Below are 17,021 nucleotides of genomic sequence, written 5' to 3' on the forward strand. Positions count from 1 at the left end.
TTACTCCCAGTTGCTGCGAATCTGCGCCGCGGCGTTGTCGAGCGCCTTCTGGGGCGTCTTGTCGCCGTTGAACGCCTGCGTGAGTGCGGTGCCGACCGGTCCCCAGACGTCGCTCATACGGGGGGCGCTGGGCATCGGGACGCCCTGCCCGGCGGACTCGGAGTACGCCTGCACTTCCGCGGGCAGGTCGCTGCTGCCGACGAGGCTGTCGAGGACGGGAATCGCGCCCTGTTCGTTGGCCAGACTGAGGAGGTGGTCCTCGTTGGTGACGAACCACTCGGTGAACTGTCGCCCGGCCTTCGCGGCGGCGCCGCCGTCGGCCATCGGCTTGGCGAAGTACCAGACGGAGATGCCCGTGTAGGGGCTCGGCGTCCCGTCGCTCATCTCGGGGAAGCTGAAGACCTCGTAGTTGATGTCGTTGCTGTTGAGGCCGGACAGCGACCACGGTCCGTTGATGGTGAACGCGGCGTTGCCCTCGGCGAAGGCGGCGGCCTGCGGTTCGTAGCTCGGGTCGTTGGGCATGTACGGACGCAGGTTCTCCAGCGCGAACTCGAGGCCGCGAACCGTCTCGTCGTTGTTGACGCCGAGGGGTTCCTCGGCGCTCGGGTCGAAGTAGTAGCCGCCGAAGGCCTGGAGCCACGCGCTCGCGAAGTACGGGTCGAAGGGGTAGCCCAGTCCGTACTGGCCGTTGTCGGGGTCGTGGTGTTCCTCCATCATGGAGACCATCTCGTCGACGGACTCCGGAACGGAGTCGACGACGTCCATGTTGGCGATGGGCGTCACCGTCTCGGCACCGTACGGGAGGCCGACGAGGTTGCCCTTGTACTGGACGGCGCTACGGGCCGTCTCGGTGAACTGGTCGAGGCTGACCGACACCTGGTCGCTCTGGTCGACGACGAACCCCTGCTCGTAGGAGTTGCCGGCCCAGTCGTGTGCCCAGTCGAATATCTGCGGCCCCTCGCCGGCCGGGATGGCGCTGGACGTCTTCTTCTTCAGGTCGGAGATGTCCGCCCCTTCGACGGTGTGGCGGTTCTCGTCGTTGAACGCACTGATTATCTCCTCGCGGCTCGCCAGTTCGCTCTCGGACAGCGAGTACCAGGCCGTCGCCGTCCCGGCGGGGCCCTGACTCTCCGTCCCGCTGCTGCCGTCGGAGCTGCCGCCCGACTCGCCGTCGGACCCGGAGCTACCGTCGCCACTGTCTTCCTGCACGCTACATCCGGCGAGTGCCGCCGCGGCACCGACGCCACCGATGTGCTTGATCAGCGTTCTGCGGTCCATTGTCATGGATGGATAATGGATGAAATAGTCTTTCACAACTTAAATCATTCGGATAGTCACAAACGATTATCACATATCTAGCGATTGCAGTCGCTCGTCGAGGTGGTGAAAAACGAGGGCCGTGGCCGCCGACGCGCTCGCCGTGCTAGCCGTTCACATCTATGTCTACCCTCCATGCACAAAAATACTACGAAATTGTACCTCACGTCTGTAACGAGCGAGTTGAACGATTGGTCGACGACTCACCGAGACGTCGAAACCAAGGGGAACAGTCAAATACCGAGGTAGCAAGCCATGCCGTATGCACCACCCCGGTCCGCCGCGGTTCTGTACGGTCGGTGAGGCAGTCGAACTGGCACCGCGCCGACCAGACCCCGAGGCCACGTTCAGATGGCGACTCGCCGACGCGCCCGCCGACAGTTCCGTCTCGCTTGACGACGGGCCTGTCGTCCACCTCGAACCGGATGCGCCCGGCACGTATCGCGCCGAACTGGACGCGCCGGACGGCACGCACACGCAGACGGTCCGCGCGTTCCCGGCCACCGCACGCGAGACGGTCCGGTTCAGCGTCACGGCCGACGACGTCGTCGAGGGCGACCCGGACGACGTCGCGGACGCCGAGGACTGCGTCGTCATGGGCCGGTTCAACGACTTCACGATGGGGACTCACTGGGCCACCGAGGAGAGCGAGGGCGAGTGGGTCTTCGAGACGGACCTTCCGCCGGGTGCCCACAGCGTCATCTTCGCGTTCGACGGCGAGTTCGACCCGTTCGCCGACGACGAGGTGACCGTCGCGGGCGCGGGCCGACCCCGCGTCGAACTACAGGGCAGACGCGAGGGCGACACCGTCGTCGTCACCGCCGACGCGCGCGCGGCCCCCGACGGCAGCGACCCGGACGTGGAGTTCCACCTCGACGACCGGGACGCCCTCGCCGAGGCGGACGTCACCGTCGACGGCGACGAACTGCGCGTGCCGGTCGACTCGCTCCCGGTCCTCTCGCGGGTCCACGCCGTCGCCGTCGCCGAACAGCACAGCGTCGCCGACACGCTAACCCTCCGCGCGGACGAGGACGTCTCCTTCGAGCGACCCGCCGACGCCCCCGAGTGGGCCAGCGACGCCAGCATCTACGAGATATTCGTCCGGGAGTTCGTCGGGGACGTCGCCGAGACGTCCTTCGAGGAGATAGAGCGTCGCGTACCCTACATCGAGTCGCTGGGCGTCGACGTGGTGTGGTTCACCCCCGTCGTCCAGAGTCCGACCCGACACGGCTACCACATCACCGACCTGTTCGACACGGCGACGGACCTCGGCACGCGCGAGGAGTTCGCCTCGCTGGTCGAGACGCTCCACGACGCCGGCATCCGGGTCGTCTTCGATTTGGTGATCAACCACACCTCGCGGGACCACCCGTACTTCCAGTTCCACCGTTCGGGCGTCCCCGGTTACGAGGACTACTACGAACGGATTCCCGAGTCCCAGAACGTCACGGGCGTCGACTGGGCCGGCGACGACGCGGCGGGCCTGTACTTCAACTGGACGAAGATTCCCAACGTGAACTACGACTCGCTCGACGTCCGCCGGTGGATGCTCGACGTGGTCGACGAGTGGGCCGGCGAGGTGGACGGCTTCCGCTGTGACGTGGCGTGGGGGGTTCCCCACGGCTTCTGGAAGGAGGTCCGCGAACGGGTGAAAGCCGAGGACGCCGAGTTCCTCCTGCTGGACGAGACGGTGCCCCGGGACGCCGGTTTCCGCGAGAACGAGTTCGACGTCCACTACGACACGGACTTCTACTTCACGCTCCGCGACGTCGGCAAGGGAGAGGAACCGGCGACGGCGCTGTTCGACGCCCTCGAACTGTCGCCGCGACGGGGCTACCCCGACCGCTCGGTCCACATGCGCTACGTCGAGAACCACGACGAGGACCGCTACCGCGACGACTGTGGCGAGACGCCCCTACGGGCCGCCGTCGGCGCGACGTTCACCGTCCCCGGTGCGCCGATGATTTACTACGGGCAGGAACGCGGCGTCGAAGACCAGCGCGGGACGATGCGCTGGCACGACGGCGACGCCGACCTGACCGACTTCCACCGCCGACTGGTGGCGCTCCGACAAGACCACCCCGCACTGCGCGCGCCCGGCGTCGACCCGGCCGACTGGACCGTCGTAGCGGGTGACGCCGACGACGTGGTCGCCTACACTCGCTCGGACGGTGAGGAGACGCTGGCCGTCCTGTTGAACTTCGGTGCAGAGGCCGCGACGGTGGCGCTGGAGGCCGACGTGACCGGTCACGACCTGCTCTCGGGGACGGACGTGACGACCGGGGACGGCCTGCGGGTGGCCGACGTGGTCGTGACGCCGGTCGAAAAGTAGCGGTCCGGTTTCTGCCGCCTCAGTCCCCGGTGTAGGTCACCGTCTGTCGGTCGACGGCCAGCGACGCCTCGACCAACTCGCCCGTGTCCTCGACGGCGACGACCGTAATCGTCGTCCGGATGCCCGAGAGTGGGACGTCGACGGCCACGCTCCCGTCGCTGACGGCGGCCCGCCGGGTCGTCTCGTCGGCGTGGACGAGCACTTCGGGGGCGTCCGTCTCCACTTCGACCGTGATGGGTTCGTCCTCGGTGGTCGTCGGGAGGTCCGCGACCGACAGGGAGGGTCGTGGTCGCTCCGTGCCGAACCGCTCGGCGACGATAGCGGGCGTCTCGACGGGTTCGCCCGCGTCGATACCGTGGGCGAGACGGACGAACTGGGCCATCGACCACGACAGCGGTGTCGCGGAACCGGTGCCCTCGCCGAACGCCCAGCCGTACTCGGTGGGGTCCTCGCGGTCCCAGACCTGCTCGGGAATCATCCGGCCCTCGTTGGCGAAGTTCGCCATCGCTTCGAGCAGGGCCTCGGGCGCGACGTCGTCGGGGCTGTCGGCCCGCCGGAGTTCGTACTCGCCGCGTTCGCCGGTGAAGATAGGCCACAGGCGTCCCTGGCCCTCGCTCGTCCACGGTTCGCCGCTCTCCGGTTCGCCGTAGCCGTCGCCGTTGTAGCGGTACCAGGCCGGGCCGTTCGGCGTGTCGACGCGGATGGTGTCGTCGACGACGGCGACGGAGTTCTCGACGGTCGGGTCGTCGGCCGGCACGACCCCGAGACGGACGAGTTCGAGGAAGCCGGCGTCGATTACGTTCCGCTCGTCCAGCGTCGGCCCGCCGTTGGCGAGGTCGCGGTCCGCGCCGTCGTCGGGGTCCGTGTCGTCGTCGACCCGGATGTAGTACGGCGTCGTCGTGTGCTCCTCGGTCCCGGTGGTCGTCGCACACCACTCCTCTACGTTGCGCGCCCAGTCGTCGGCCGTCGCCAGCCATCGGAGTGCGTCGTCCCGTTCGCCCGCGTCGGCGGCCAACGACGCCGCGGCGGTCAGCCCGGCGATTTCGGCGGCGATGGTCGACGGGGAGTAGCCGCTCTCCTCTTCCCACCGTTCCTGGTCGGTCGCCGGCCCGCTGTTGGCGACGTAGTTCGCCGACGCCCGGACGTTCTCGAAGTCGTAGTTCACGTCCTCGAACGCGACCCCGTGGCGGTCGGCCAACTGGTAGGCCATCACCAGCGGGAAGGCGATCTCGTCCATCTGCTCGCCGCCCCAGCGGGTGCGCCCGTCGACGAACGTGTTCTGCGGGAGGAAGCCGGAGTCGTCCTGCTGGTACTCGAAGACGTACTCGAGGGCGCGGCGAGCGCCCGCGACGTCGCCCATCGCCCGGAGCGCCGTGAAGGACTGGTAGAGGTCACGCGCCCAGACGAAGTTGTAGCCGTAGTCGCTGGGCGGGGTCGCACCGACGGCGGCGCCCCACGGGACCGACGGCGACGCGATGCCCGCGCCGAGGTAGGTCTTGTCCTCGACAGCGGCCAGCGTCATCGCGGCGACGCGGTACTGGGTCAGCAACGCCCCGGAGACGCTGTCGGGCACGTCGAGTTCCGCGAGGTAGTCGCGCCACGCGTCCAGATACGCCGTCCGGGTAGCGGCGAAGTCTATCTCGGCGGCGGCCGCGGCCGTCTCCGCCGCGGCCCGGTCGTCTCGCTCGCTCGCGAAACCCAGCGCCAGCGTCGTCTCGCCCGACCCCGACAGCACGCGGCCGGCCAGCGTCACCACGTCCTCGGCCCCGTCGCTGTCGGTCCACGCGCCCGTTTCGAGGAGTCGCTGGCCGTCGTCGGCCGAGAGCGCGCTGGCGCGGTCGAACCCGTCTCCGCAGGCCAGTCCCATCGCCACCGCGTAGGGTTCGCCGTCCGCCCGGACGACGTGCTGGTTGTCGTTGTCGGTGCCGTCCCACGCGACGAGGGCATCACCGTCCGCGCCCGCGACACGGCCCACGTCGGCCCCGGCGCTCTGCGAACAGGCGGTGCGAGCGACGGCGTACACCTCCAGCGAGTCGGTGCCGTCGAAGGTCACGTCGCCGACCAGCGCGTCCCGTTCGGGGTCGGTGACCCACTCGACGGTCAGCGACCAGTCGCCGTCGGTCGGCGAGGCGGTCTGTTCGTACAGCAGGCCCTCGTCCGTCGCGAGGGTCGTCGAGCGCTCGACGCCGTCGTCGGTGGTCCGGTCGGCGTCGTGGGTGCGCCACGTCTGCCCGGCGTCGGCGTCGACGACGAGGAACTCCAGCGTCCGGAGGTTCATGAGGTCAACCCGCGGGAACCGGACCTCCGTCACCGCGCCGGCGGTGAACGTCGCCCACACGCGCGACGGGGCCTCGCTCTCGTGGTCTGGCACCGTCGCCACGCCGTACTTCTTCCCGGTCGTCCACCGGGGCGGGACGGCCTCGATTCGTGCGTCCGTGGTCGTCGCGTCCGTCCCGGCTTCGGTGGCGTCTGTCGGGGTCCCGCCGTCTCCCGACCGACCGGGACAGCCGGCCAGCCCGGCGAAACCGACGCCCGCCGCCGTGCGCATGAACTCTCGTCGCCGCCTCATCTGTGCCTCCCGCCTGTCCGTGGGACGTGAACCATCGTCGGTTACAGACACGCCGGCACGAAAACCTCTACGAAATTTTCCCTCACAAATTCGAAGTTTTGGGGAACATTTATCATGCGGGACACGTACACAGGGAGTAATGGCGAGTCTCGAACTGAAATCGCTTCGCAAGGAGTTCGACGGCGGGTCCATCGTCGCGGTCGACGACCTGAACCTCGAAATCGAGGACGGGGAGTTCGTAACGGTGGTCGGGCCGTCAGGCTGTGGGAAGTCGACGACACTGCGGATGATAGCCGGGCTGGAGCGACCGACGAGCGGTCGCATCCACGTCGACGGCGCCGACATCACCGACGTCCACGCGCGCCACCGCGACGTGGCGATGGTGTTCCAGAACTACGCGCTGTACCCCCACAAGACCATCCAGCAGAACATGGCCTTCGGCCTGCGGATGAGCACCGACATGTCCGCCGAGGAACGGGAGCAGAGAGTGTACGACGCCGCCGAGATGATGGGCATCGAGGACCTGCTCGACGATACGCCCGGCGAACTCTCGGGCGGGCAGAAACAGCGCGTCGCGCTGGGACGGGCCATCGTCCGCGAACCCGACGTGTTCCTGTTCGACGAACCACTCTCGAACCTCGACGCGAAACTCCGGACGACGATGCGGACCGAGATTCAGCGCCTGCAGGAGGAACTGGGCATCACGTCGGTGTACGTCACCCACGACCAGGAGGAGGCCATGACGATGGGCGACCGCATCGTCATCCTCAACGACGGGGAACTCCAGCAGACGGGCAAACCCACCCACGTCTACCAGAACCCGACCAACCAGTTCGTCGCCGGGTTCGTCGGGTCGCCGTCGATGAACTTCGTCGACGTCGAGGCCGACCCCTTCGACGGCGGCGTCCGCCTGAACGGCGCCGACGGGAGTTTCTCCTACGACCTGACCTCGGGCCGGGCCAGCGCCTTCGGCGACATCGCCGGTGGCTCGTACGTGCTGGGCATCCGTCCGGAACACGTCGCGGTCAGCGAGGGCGACGTCGCGGGCACCGACACCATCCCGGCGACGGTGGACGTCGTCGAACCTGTCGGGAGCGACAACTACCTCTACCTCGACCTCGGCACCGAATCCCGGAGCTTCGATACCGAGGACGCGCCGGACTTCATCGCCCGCGTCCCGGCCGACATCGAACCCGAGGTCGGCGACGTGGTACAGATCGCCTTCGACGAGGACTCCGTCCACCTCTTCGAAACCGAGACGGGCGAGGCCGTCACGGCGACCGACGCCGAGGCGGTCACGCCGATGCAGTAGCCACTCGCCGGTCTACGCTTCTGTTCTCCAGTTGCCCGCTCGTCCGATAGCGTCGCCGCCGTAACACTCGTGACGGGTGCGTTTCGCAGAGGACTAGCCCCTCGCGTCGCTCCCGAGGCCGCTCACTCCGTCCGAGCCGTCGCCTCCGCCGCCTCCACCCGCAGTTCGCCCACATCGTCGAGGTGGGCGACGGTCGCCAGTCGGAGCGCGTGGGGCCACCCCAGCGGCGTCGCGGAGTCGGGCGTCCCGTCGTCGAACAGTTGCTCGGGGAGGTAGCCGCCCTGTCGGGCGAGCGACCCGCCGGGGAGAATCTCGCCGAGCAAGTCGCGCGACCGGCCGAAGACGTCGGCCACCCGGTCGTCGTCCCGGCCTTCGAGGAGGCTCCCGAGTTCCGCGGCGGCGTTGGCGCCCCACGCCGTCGAGACGGTCCACACCTTCTCTGCGCCCTGCCCGTGCTGGCGCCAGTCGTCGCCCTCGAACCGGACGAGGCCGCGGATGGCCGCCGTCTCGCGTTCGAGGCCGTCCAGCGTCGTCTCCACGTGCGTGACGAGGCGGTCGACCGTCTCGTCGGCGACCGGTGCGACGGCGGCGTACTCGCGCATCGCAGCGGCCAGGGCCAGCGACCCGGAGTCGAGTCGCTCGTCCAGTTCGCCCCCCTGTTCTCGGAGCGCGTAGAACTCGCCGGTCCACAGGCGGTCGAGACCCTCGACGACGGTGTCGGCCTGTGCCCGTGCGTGGTCGCGGAGGTCGGTCGACACCGGCGCTCGGGCGACGGCGGCGTAGGCGTGGAGGAACGTGGCGGCGGTGTGGACGAACCGGCCCTGCATGTTCTCCCACGCGTTCTGACAGGCGACGGGGAGACCGTCGGCCTCGAGTGTGTCGTCGAGGCTCTCGACGGCCCGTTCGATGGCGGCCTCGACGCGCTCGGGGTCGTCCGGGTCGCCGGTCCGCAGGAAGGTCGCGAGGAAGCCGGCGACGCTCCCGCTCTGGTCGGCCTGATAATCCGTGTCCGTGCCGCTCTCGATGCGGGCGTTGGCCCACCCCGGTGCGAGCGTCTCGTCGCCGGGCCAGACGCGGTGGGGCCAACTCCCGTCGTCGAGTTGGGTCCGGCAGTAGAACTCGGCCGACCGCTGGTGCCAGTGGCTCAGGTCGACGCCGAGGGCCTCGCTCCCATCGAGCAGGAACCGAGAGATTTCGGCGTCGTCCCGGAACCACGTGTAGCCGTAGCCGCCGGAGGTGACGTAGAAGGGGTCGAAGTCCGGACCGGCGATGCGCGCGCCGTTCTCGGCCGACAGCATCGAGACGACGCGCAGGTCGTCGACGACCGTCTCGCGGTGGGCGACCGTCCGAGGGACCTCCCAGTCGCGCCGGCGCTCGCTCGCCGCCGTCAGCGCCGCCCCGTCGCCAGCGACGTCGTCGAGTCTCGACAGCGCGGCCTCGCGGTCCGTCTCGCCGCGCTCGGCGAGGAGGGTGACGAGGGTGACGCTCCCGTCCTCGAACGGGGCGGTGACGAGGACGCCGGCCGTCAGCACCTCGTCCTCGTAGCGCTCCTCGTCGGTCGTCCGCGGGAAGTCGACGGGGTCGTCGGCGACGAGTTCGTCGAACCGTTCGGGAATCTGGCCGTGGGCCCCGGACAGGTCTGTCGAGACGCCGACGTAGTCGTGTTCGCGACGGTGGTAGGCCTCGACGGCGTCGTCGTGGACCAGTAGACTCGTCTGGCCCTCGCGGCCGTCCGGAGCGAACCGGACGTACGCCCGGAGGTCGAGGTCCGACGGCGCGTCGCCGTCGAGTTCGAACCGCGTGACGTGTGCGCGGCCCAGCGTCAGGTCCTGCTGGACGACCCCCCACTGGCCGTTGTCGTGGACCGTCTCCACGACGCCCGTCTCACCGCGATAGCGCTGGTCGGCGTCGGCGTCGAACCAGTCGTCGCCGACTCCGAACCGAGACGCGTCGATGCCGGAGAGACCGCTGAGCGGGTACGAGTAGTCCCGCAACGAGCCGTCCGCGTCGACGTGGACGAGACGGTCGCCCTGCCCAGCGAAGAGACCTGTCGTAGAACGGAGTTCACCGGGGAACTTCCGGTCGGCGTCCCGGTGGCGTTTGAAGTCGTCTAACGATGTCCGGAGCGTCATTGCCACTAGGCAACACGCCCTCCACCATAAAATATGGTGTAATTATTTTTCGCACTTACAGACCGACCCGGCGACCCGCTCAGACCCGGTCGTACGCGACGGTGGTCTCGACCTCGGGGAGGTCGCCGCTCGCCGCGACGACCGTGACGCGCGCCCCGTCCTCGGCAGCGACGGTGACGTCGACGTCGCCCCCGGAGACGTGGACGGTCTCGGTCTGGGTCTTCACCACGAGGTCGTCGCCGTCGGTGTGGCCCGTCACGCGGGCGGCGTCGTCCGCTCGCTCGATGGCCACGTCGAGGGCCGGCCCGTCTGCCGGCGCGTCGCCGTCGTAGCGTTCTCGGACGACGGCGGGCGTCTCGACGGGTTCGCCCGCGTCGATACTCCACGCGAGGCGGACGAACTGGGCGTTGGTCCACGACAGCGGCGTCGCACTCGACGTGCCCGACCCGAACTCCCAGTCGAAGTCGTTCTCGCCGGCCTCGTCCCACACCTGTTCGGGGAGCATCCGCCCGTCGTTGGCGAAGTCGCCCAGCGTCGCCAGCAGGGCCTCGGGGTCGAAGGTCGGGTCCTCGAGCAGGAGTTCGTACTCGCCACGCTCGCCGGTGAAGAACGGCCAGAGGCGACCCTTACCGGTCTCGTCCGGCATCCACGGCGCGCCGGACTGGACCCGCTTCTCGCCGTAGCCGTCGCCGGTGTAGCGGTACCACGCCGGGCCGTGGGGCGTCTCGACCATGATGTCGTCGTCGTACTCGAGGACGGTGTTCCGGACCGTCTCGTCGTCGGCCGGCAGGACGCCCAGTCGGACGAGTTCGAGGAAGCCACCGTCCAGAATGTTACGCTCGTCCAGCGTCCCGCCGCCGTTGTTGTGCGTGCGGAGTTCCCCGTCGTCCGGGTTCCCCTCGTCGGTGATGCGCACGTAGTACGGCGTGTTGGTGTGTCTCTGGGTGCCGGTCGTCGTCGCGTGCCAGTCTTCGAGTCGGTCGACCCAGTGGTCGGCGACGCCGAGGTAGGCGATGGCGTCGGCGGGGTGGCCGGCGTCGAGTGCGAGGTCGGCGGCACAGACGAGGCCGGCTATCTCGGCGGCCGTCGTCGACGGCGAGTAGCCGCTCTCCTCCTCCCAGCGCTCCTGCTGGCTGCTGGGGCCGTTGGTGACGACGTAGTCGCTGGACAGGCGGACGTTCTCGTAGCCGTAGTCCGCCTCCTCGAAGTCGTAGCCGTGGCGTTCCTTCAGTTGCTGGGCCATCACCTGCGGGAAGGCGATTTCGTCCATCTGCTCGCCGCCCCAGCGGGTGCGCCCGTCCAGGAACGTGTTCTGCGGGAAGAAGCCGTCCGATTCCTGTTGGTACTCGTAGAGGTACTCGGTGGCGTCGATGGCGCTCTGGAGGTCGCCCATAGCGTCGAAGGCGGTGTAGGCCTGATACAGGTCGCGGGGCCAGACGTAGTTGTAGCCGTAGTCGATGGGGGCGTTGGCGTCGACGGCGTCCCCCCACGGGACCGACGGCGAGGCGATGCCGGCGCCGGGGAACGCCTTGGAGTCGGCGGCCTTCATCACCATCACGGCGGTCTTGTACTGGGCCAACAGGTCGTCGTCGCCGGCGACGCTGTCGGGGACGGCCACCTCGTCGAGGTACGTCGCCCACGAGTCGACGTAGGCGGCGCGAACGTCCTCGAACGGGTCGTCGAGGGCGGCCTCCGCGGTCACCAGTGCGCCCTCGTCGTCGCCGTCCTCGGCGAACCCGAGCGCCAGCGTGGTGTCGTGACTCGACAGCGTCCCGGCGAGGACGACGTTGCCCTGTGCCTCGGCGTGTCGCTCCTCGGTCGACCCGCGCTCTACGAGTGCCGTCTCGACGTCGCCCTCACGGACGTCGGCCGTGGTCCAGTCGAACCCGTCGGCGCTCGCGAGCGCCAGCCCCACGTCTATCGGGTCGCCGCCCTCGTAGCAGAACGCGGGGTCGGCACCCGCCGGCCGGTCGTGTCGGGCCAGAAGGGCGTCCTCGCGGGCGCGTGCGACATCGTGGTCGGCGTGTGCCGACAGCGCCGAATCGACGACGACGTGGCAGTCGTACCCCTCGCCCTCGAAGGTGACGTCCAAGAGGAGGGCGTCCTCGTCGGGGTGGGTCGCGTGGTCGACGGTCAGCGACCAGTCGTGGTCGTCGGTCGGTCGGGCGGTCTGGCGAAAGAGGAGTGCGTCCTCGCTCGCCGCCGTCGTCTCACGCTCGACGGCGTCCGGCAGGTCGCGCCGTTCCCGGAAGGTCCGGGCGGCGTAGCCGTCGCCGTCGGTGACCAGAAAGTCGAGTTCGCGGACGTTCATCACGTCGACGCGCGGGAACCGAACTTCGGTGACGGCGCCTTCGGTCAGCGTGTACCAGACTCGCGACGGGTCGGCGTCGTCGTGGTCACAGACGGTGCCGAACCCGTATTTCTCGCCGACTGTCCACGTCGCGTCCGGCGTGGCAGTCGGTCGCTCTCGCTCTGTCATACGAGCCCCTATGCGACCAGTACCTTAATGGTTTCTCAAGTCGTAACGAACTATTACAACTACCCTGCTCGGGGCAGTAGCGGCCCGAACGGGACCGAAACCAAATTACTTGCCACAGTGGAGATGATGAATTAGCATGGACGATTCGACGCTCGCGGACAGACTCACACAGTTGGGGCTCTCGGAGAAGGAGGTCGACACCTATCTCTCTATCCTCCAGAACGGGGAGGCGAAGGCCAGCGAGATCGCCGACGACACCGGCGTCTCGAAGCGGTACGTCTACAGCATCAGCGAGTCGCTGGAGAAACGGGGGTTCGTCGAGGTCAACGACCACGTCGTCCCGACCACGATACGCGCCCGCCCGCCCTCGGAGGTCATCGAGGCGCTGTCGGACCAGTTAGAGGAGATGGAGACGGCGCTCGACGACCGGTTCTCCGACACGGAGCGGCGGGCCCAGCAGTTCGACGTCATCAAGTCCCGCGTCACGGTGGTCAAACGGCTCACCGAGTACCTCGCCAACGCCGAGCGCGAGGTCATGCTGTCGGTGCCCCAGCAGTACCTCCCCGAGATAGCCGACGAACTGGAGGCGGCCGTCGACCGGGGCGTCCTCGTCCTCCTCGTGGTCAGCAGCGCGACGGACGTCGACGGCGACGACGTCGCGGGGATGGCCTCCGTCGCCCGCGCGTGGGACCAGGAGATGCCCATCGTGCTCACCGTCGACGGCCAGTTCGGCCTGGTCGCGCCCGCGGACATCATCATCCGCTCGAACTCCGACCAGCGCGCCATCGCCTTCGTCCAGGAGCAACTCGTCCCGGTCCTCTCGGGATCGTTCCTCGGGAACTACTGGCCGATGTCCAGCGAGATATACGTCGCCGAACCGCGTGTACTCCCGGCCACCTACCAGAACTTCCGTCAGCCGGTGCTGGAGGCGACCCTCCGCCTTCGCGCGGACGAGGAGGTACACGTCTCCGCTCTCGTCCAGCCCGTGCAGGCCGACGACGACCCCGGAACACTCGAAGGGACCGTCGTCGACACCCGACAGGGCCTCGCCGAACCACAGACCAACGCCTACCCAATCGAACACACCCTCGTCGTCGACACGGGTGAGGAGACGGTGACCATCGGCGGCCCCGGGTCGTTCATCGAGGACTACGAGGCCGACGAGGTCACGCTCTCGAACCCCTAGCGGCGACTCGGGTCCGGCCAGCGGTAGACGACGTACGTCTCACTCTCCGTCGACGGTTTCGGGTCCCAGACCAACCGGAGCGTCGCCTCGCTCAGGTCGAGGTGTTCGCCCGGCCCGACTTCGCTGAAGTGACCCGCGTGAATCGATATCTCGACGCCGGACGTGATGCTGGTCGGCGCCTGCGTTCCCAGCGGGTCACCGGTCAGGGTCGCGTCGGTGCCCGTCGAGTCTCTCGCCCCCGAAATCGCGAGCGAGAGCTTCGTCCGGTCGAGCGTGTCCCCGCTCTCGAAACTCAGGTTCAGGTACTCGCCGTTCCCCGTCGTCCGCTCGCTGTAGTCGGCGACGATGGCGGTCTGGGGCGCCTGTGACGGTTGCTCGCCGGTGAACACGACGAGGTAGGCCCCGACCGTCGCCGCGAGTACGACCACGATGGCGACCATGAGTACCACGCCGACGACCGGACTGACACCCCGTTCTGAACCCACACCCATGCATCCTCTCTACGACTCGGCGTCAAAAAGCGCTCGCACGTCCTCGCCGCTCGATACCGACCAGAGACCGAGCGATTAGGCGGTCGCGAACAGGTCTTCGGGGGCGTCGCCGGGCAGTTCGTCGCGGTCGTGTGGCGCCTCGAAGTCCGGGTCGGGGCCCATCGGGACGATGCGCTTCGGGCTGACGTCCGGGTGGGTGGTGTAGTAGTGTTCCTTGATGTGGGCCATGTTCACGGTGTCGGCGACGCCGGGCGACTCACGGGCCGGGTCGCTCCCCGTTCGTTCGTCCGGCGTCCCCTCGCTCCGCTCGGGAACGCCAGTCTGGTAGAGGTCACGCAGGTACGGCCAGAGGTTGTCGTACTCTCTGATGAACTGGTGGTTGCACATGAAGTGGGTGTGGTACACCTCGTCGAAGCGCACCAGCGTCGTGAACATGCAGATGTCCGCCTCCGTCAGTCGGTCACCGGCGAGGTACCGCTGGTCTTCCAGCACCGAGTCCCAGTGGTCCAGCGCGTCGAACAGTTCCGTGACGGCGTCGTCGTAGGCGTCCTGCGTGTTCGCGAACCCGGCGCGGTAGACGCCGTTGTTGATGGGGTCGTAGATGTCGTCGACGATGCGGTCCACCTCGTCCCGATACCCCTCGGGGTAGAGGTCAACGTCGTGATCGGCCACGTCGTCGAACTCCGTGTCGAGCATCCGGAGAATCTCCTTCGACTCGTTGTTGACGATGGTCTCCTCCTGTTTGTCCCACAGGACGGGGACCGTCACGCGGCAGGTGGCGTCGGGGTCGGCCTTCACGTACAGTTCCCGGAGGTAGTCGGCGCCGTACTGCGAGTCCTCGGTACAGCCCTCCTTCTCGGGGGTGAACTGCCAGCCGTCGTCCGCGCGGTACGGGTCCACGACGTCGACGCTGATGGCGTCTTCGAGCCCCTTCAGCTTGCGTACGAGGAGCGTGCGGTGAGCCCACGGACACGCCAGCGAGACGTAGAGGTGATAGCGGCCCGCTTCCGGTTGGAAACGGGCGTCCGGGTCGTCATCGATTCGGTCCCGGAACGTCGTGTCCTGCCGGTCGAACTCTCCGTCGTCGTTCGTACTCTCGTAGGCGTCTGTCCGCCACTCGCCGTCGACGAGCATGTTCATGGTACCCCTCCGTTGGCGCTCGAAGCGGATAAACACCCCAGCGTGGTAACACTCGCGTCACCCTCGACGACAGCCTCTCGGCCGCTCCGGGGCGTGTGGGTCCGACCCACTCGCACGCCGGTCCTTCGAAGCCCTTATCAGGTCGCTCGGCCACGTATTCGCCAAGAGTACCTATGTCGGACAAACCTGCCTCGATGTACCGGGACATCGACAAGCCCTCGTACACCCGACGCGAGTACATCACGGGCATCCCCGGTTCGAAGATCGCACAGCACGAGATGGGTCGCAAGACCGCCGAGAAATCGGACTACCCCGTCCAGATTAGCCTCATCGTCGAGGAGTCGGTCCAGCTTCGACACGGCTCGCTCGAAGCCTCCCGCCTGTCGGCCAACCGCCACCTCATCAAGCAGCTCGGCGAGGACGGCGACTACCGCATGACGCTGCGGAAGTTCCCCCACCAGGTCCTGCGCGAGAACAAGCAGGCGACCGGTGCCGGGGCCGACCGTGTCTCCGACGGGATGCGACAGGCCTTCGGGAAGATCGTCGGCACCGCCGCCCGCGTGCAGGCCGGTGAACGGCTGTTCACCGCCTACTGCAACGTCGAAGACGCCGAACACGTCAAAGAGGCGTTCCGCCGTGCCTACAACAAGATTACGCCCTCCTGCCGCATCAAGGTCGAGAAGGGCGAAGAACTGCTGATCGCGTAAGCCGGTCGGGACTTCGCGCTCGCCGGTCGCAGAGCGCGACGACTTTCTCACACTGGTCGTCCGACCGGACGACGACTCGTCTCCTCTAGCGGTCGCGCTGAGCGTCGCCGGATGTAACCGACTCGACGAAGTGCTGCAGGCGGCAGTCCCACCGCCGAAATAGTATTGTCCTAACATGTCGTAGCTAGCGGTATGGTCCTCAGATTGCTACTGCTGGCGGTCGGACTGCTCGAACTCGCCGCCCCCCGGAAGATGGTCGACTTCTGGATGGACCTCGCGGCGGAAGACGGCGACGTCGAACTCAAACCGTGGGTGTACAAGGTCGCACGGGTCGAGGGCGCCGTCATCGTGCTGTGGGTCCTGTTGCGTGGCCGCGGGAACAGCGAGGCGTAGGCCCTCGGCGCCGACAGCGAGAGGAAACACACCTATGTAGCGACCGGCCCAAGCGACGACGATGCTGGACCTCGCCGTCACCACGCGGGCCGAGACGTTCGAGCGGATGGCCGACCCGCTCGCGGCCCGGGACATCGCTGTCGGGCACGTCGACACCAGCGAACGGGCCGTCTCGCTGACCGACGACCCGTTCGACGACTACGACGTGGGGTTCGTCTACCCCTCCCGAATCATGGAGGGGGGCGTCGCCGACGCGTTGCTGGACGTGCCGTGGGTCAACGACCGCGAGGCCATCCTCCGGTCGCGCAACAAGGCCGACGTCCTCGCTCGGTTGGGACGGGCGGGTGTCCCTGTCCCCGAGACGGTGATGGTGTCGAACCCGGCCGGCGAGTCCGAACTCGTCGCCGCCTTCGAACAGGTCGGGCCGCCCGTCGTCGTGAAACCGAACTCGACGACCCGCGGCGTCGGCGTGACGACGGCCCGCGACCTCGACTCCTTTCTCGGCGTCGCGGACTACCTCGATCTGGTCCACGACTACCGGGCGACCGGCGACCGGTCGTTTCTGGTGCAGGAGTATCTCCCCGACGCGCGGGACTACCGGGCGATGGTCGTCGACGGCGAGTACGTCGGCGCGGTCGAACGTCGCCTCCCGACCGCGGCCCGCGAGCGCGGGCGCTGGAAGCACAACGTCCACCGCGGTGCCGAGGCCGAGGGCGTCGACCTGTCCGGGGAACTACGCGAGTTGGCCGAACGGACGGCGGAGGTGCTGGACGTCCCGTATCTCGGCGTCGACCTGTTGGCGACCGAGGACCGTGCGGTGGTCAACGAGACGAACGCCCGCCCGACCATCGACAGCGCGACGAAGTACGAAGACGGCTTCTGGGACGACCTGGCGAGGTTGATTCGGGCGACCTGTGACCGGTCGCGAACGGCGTGAGCGACCGGCTTTTTCGCCCACGTTTT

General features: G+C 68.1%; 12 protein-coding genes. 6 read left to right on the plus strand and 6 right to left on the minus strand.

What is annotated here, in order from left to right; genetic code table 11:
* Window positions 1-1,284 (minus strand): extracellular solute-binding protein, encoded by a 1,284-nt coding sequence (locus EGH21_RS07925; RefSeq protein WP_220617922.1) that lies wholly within the window; start codon window positions 1,282-1,284, stop codon window positions 1-3.
* A gap of 295 nt (window positions 1,285-1,579) precedes the next feature.
* On the opposite strand from EGH21_RS07925, the gene EGH21_RS07930 reads away from it, so the two are divergent.
* Window positions 1,580-3,649 carry an alpha-amylase family glycosyl hydrolase gene (locus EGH21_RS07930; RefSeq protein ID WP_220617923.1) on the plus strand — a complete coding sequence of 690 codons (2,070 nt, stop codon included), beginning with the start codon at window positions 1,580-1,582 and terminating at the stop codon, window positions 3,647-3,649.
* Window positions 3,650-3,668: 19 nt separating this feature from the next.
* Here the strand turns inward: EGH21_RS07930 and EGH21_RS07935 are convergent, their stop codons facing one another.
* The gene (locus EGH21_RS07935; protein WP_220617924.1) at window positions 3,669-6,218 is read right to left on the minus strand and encodes a glycoside hydrolase family 15 protein; all 2,550 of its coding nucleotides are present in this window, start codon (window positions 6,216-6,218) and stop codon (window positions 3,669-3,671) included.
* A gap of 139 nt (window positions 6,219-6,357) precedes the next feature.
* On the opposite strand from EGH21_RS07935, the gene EGH21_RS07940 reads away from it, so the two are divergent.
* On the plus strand, window positions 6,358-7,530 hold the full coding sequence (locus EGH21_RS07940) for an ABC transporter ATP-binding protein (RefSeq protein WP_220617925.1): 1,173 nt from the start codon (window positions 6,358-6,360) through the stop codon (window positions 7,528-7,530).
* A gap of 122 nt (window positions 7,531-7,652) precedes the next feature.
* Here EGH21_RS07940 and EGH21_RS07945 read toward each other — a convergent pair whose 3' ends face one another.
* Window positions 7,653-9,662 carry a DUF7997 domain-containing protein gene (locus EGH21_RS07945; RefSeq protein ID WP_220617926.1) on the minus strand — a complete coding sequence of 670 codons (2,010 nt, stop codon included), beginning with the start codon at window positions 9,660-9,662 and terminating at the stop codon, window positions 7,653-7,655.
* A gap of 79 nt (window positions 9,663-9,741) precedes the next feature.
* On the minus strand, window positions 9,742-12,141 hold the full coding sequence (locus EGH21_RS07950) for a glycoside hydrolase family 15 protein (protein WP_220617927.1): 2,400 nt from the start codon (window positions 12,139-12,141) through the stop codon (window positions 9,742-9,744).
* Window positions 12,142-12,277: 136 nt separating this feature from the next.
* Here EGH21_RS07950 and EGH21_RS07955 point away from each other — a divergent pair, with 136 nt between their 5' ends.
* On the plus strand, window positions 12,278-13,327 hold the full coding sequence (locus EGH21_RS07955) for a TrmB family transcriptional regulator (RefSeq protein ID WP_220617928.1): 1,050 nt from the start codon (window positions 12,278-12,280) through the stop codon (window positions 13,325-13,327).
* Here EGH21_RS07955 and EGH21_RS07960 read toward each other — a convergent pair.
* On the minus strand, window positions 13,324-13,818 hold the full coding sequence (locus tag EGH21_RS07960) for a type IV pilin domain-containing protein (RefSeq protein ID WP_220617929.1): 495 nt from the start codon (window positions 13,816-13,818) through the stop codon (window positions 13,324-13,326). The two genes, EGH21_RS07955 and EGH21_RS07960, sit on opposite strands and share 4 nt — an antisense overlap.
* A 75-nt stretch (window positions 13,819-13,893) precedes the next feature.
* Complete coding sequence (locus EGH21_RS07965) at window positions 13,894-14,958, minus strand: glutathione S-transferase family protein (protein WP_220617930.1); 1,065 nt, start codon at window positions 14,956-14,958, stop codon at window positions 13,894-13,896.
* Window positions 14,959-15,131: 173 nt separating this feature from the next.
* Between EGH21_RS07965 and EGH21_RS07970 the strand changes: the two genes are divergently transcribed.
* The 3 genes from EGH21_RS07970 (at window position 15,132) to EGH21_RS07980 (ending at window position 16,995) form a co-directional block, all read left to right on the plus strand.
* Window positions 15,132-15,665 (plus strand): 50S ribosomal protein L16, encoded by a 534-nt coding sequence (locus EGH21_RS07970; protein ID WP_220617931.1) that lies wholly within the window; start codon window positions 15,132-15,134, stop codon window positions 15,663-15,665.
* A gap of 192 nt (window positions 15,666-15,857) precedes the next feature.
* Window positions 15,858-16,058, plus strand: coding sequence for a hypothetical protein (locus EGH21_RS07975; RefSeq protein ID WP_220617932.1), 201 nt, complete (start codon window positions 15,858-15,860; stop codon window positions 16,056-16,058).
* Between the two features lie 61 nt (window positions 16,059-16,119).
* Window positions 16,120-16,995 (plus strand): ATP-grasp domain-containing protein, encoded by an 876-nt coding sequence (locus EGH21_RS07980; protein WP_220617933.1) that lies wholly within the window; start codon window positions 16,120-16,122, stop codon window positions 16,993-16,995.
* The last annotated feature ends 26 nt before the right edge of the window (window positions 16,996-17,021 follow it).

The sequence above is a fragment of the Haloarcula rubra genome (genome assembly GCF_019599465.1).
Classification (GTDB): Archaea; Halobacteriota; Halobacteria; order Halobacteriales; family Haloarculaceae; genus Haloarcula; species Haloarcula rubra.

Bases quoted from the DNA above. Each gene is read 5' to 3' on its own strand.
- EGH21_RS07925 (WP_220617922.1), bottom strand. From the start codon at position 1,284: ATGACAATGGACCGCAGAACGCTGATCAAGCACATCGGTGGCGTCGGT.
- EGH21_RS07955 (WP_220617928.1), top strand. From the start codon at position 12,278: ATGGACGATTCGACGCTCGCGGACAGACTCACACAGTTGGGGCTCTCG.
- EGH21_RS07960 (WP_220617929.1), bottom strand. From the start codon at position 13,818: ATGGGTGTGGGTTCAGAACGGGGTGTCAGTCCGGTCGTCGGCGTGGTA.
- EGH21_RS07965 (WP_220617930.1), bottom strand. From the start codon at position 14,958: ATGAACATGCTCGTCGACGGCGAGTGGCGGACAGACGCCTACGAGAGT.
- EGH21_RS07950 (WP_220617927.1), bottom strand. From the start codon at position 12,141: ATGACAGAGCGAGAGCGACCGACTGCCACGCCGGACGCGACGTGGACA.
- EGH21_RS07975 (WP_220617932.1), top strand. From the start codon at position 15,858: ATGGTCCTCAGATTGCTACTGCTGGCGGTCGGACTGCTCGAACTCGCC.
- EGH21_RS07945 (WP_220617926.1), bottom strand. From the start codon at position 9,662: ATGACGCTCCGGACATCGTTAGACGACTTCAAACGCCACCGGGACGCC.
- EGH21_RS07980 (WP_220617933.1), top strand. From the start codon at position 16,120: ATGCTGGACCTCGCCGTCACCACGCGGGCCGAGACGTTCGAGCGGATG.
- EGH21_RS07935 (WP_220617924.1), bottom strand. From the start codon at position 6,218: ATGAGGCGGCGACGAGAGTTCATGCGCACGGCGGCGGGCGTCGGTTTC.
- EGH21_RS07940 (WP_220617925.1), top strand. From the start codon at position 6,358: ATGGCGAGTCTCGAACTGAAATCGCTTCGCAAGGAGTTCGACGGCGGG.
- EGH21_RS07970 (WP_220617931.1), top strand. From the start codon at position 15,132: ATGTCGGACAAACCTGCCTCGATGTACCGGGACATCGACAAGCCCTCG.
- EGH21_RS07930 (WP_220617923.1), top strand. From the start codon at position 1,580: ATGCACCACCCCGGTCCGCCGCGGTTCTGTACGGTCGGTGAGGCAGTC.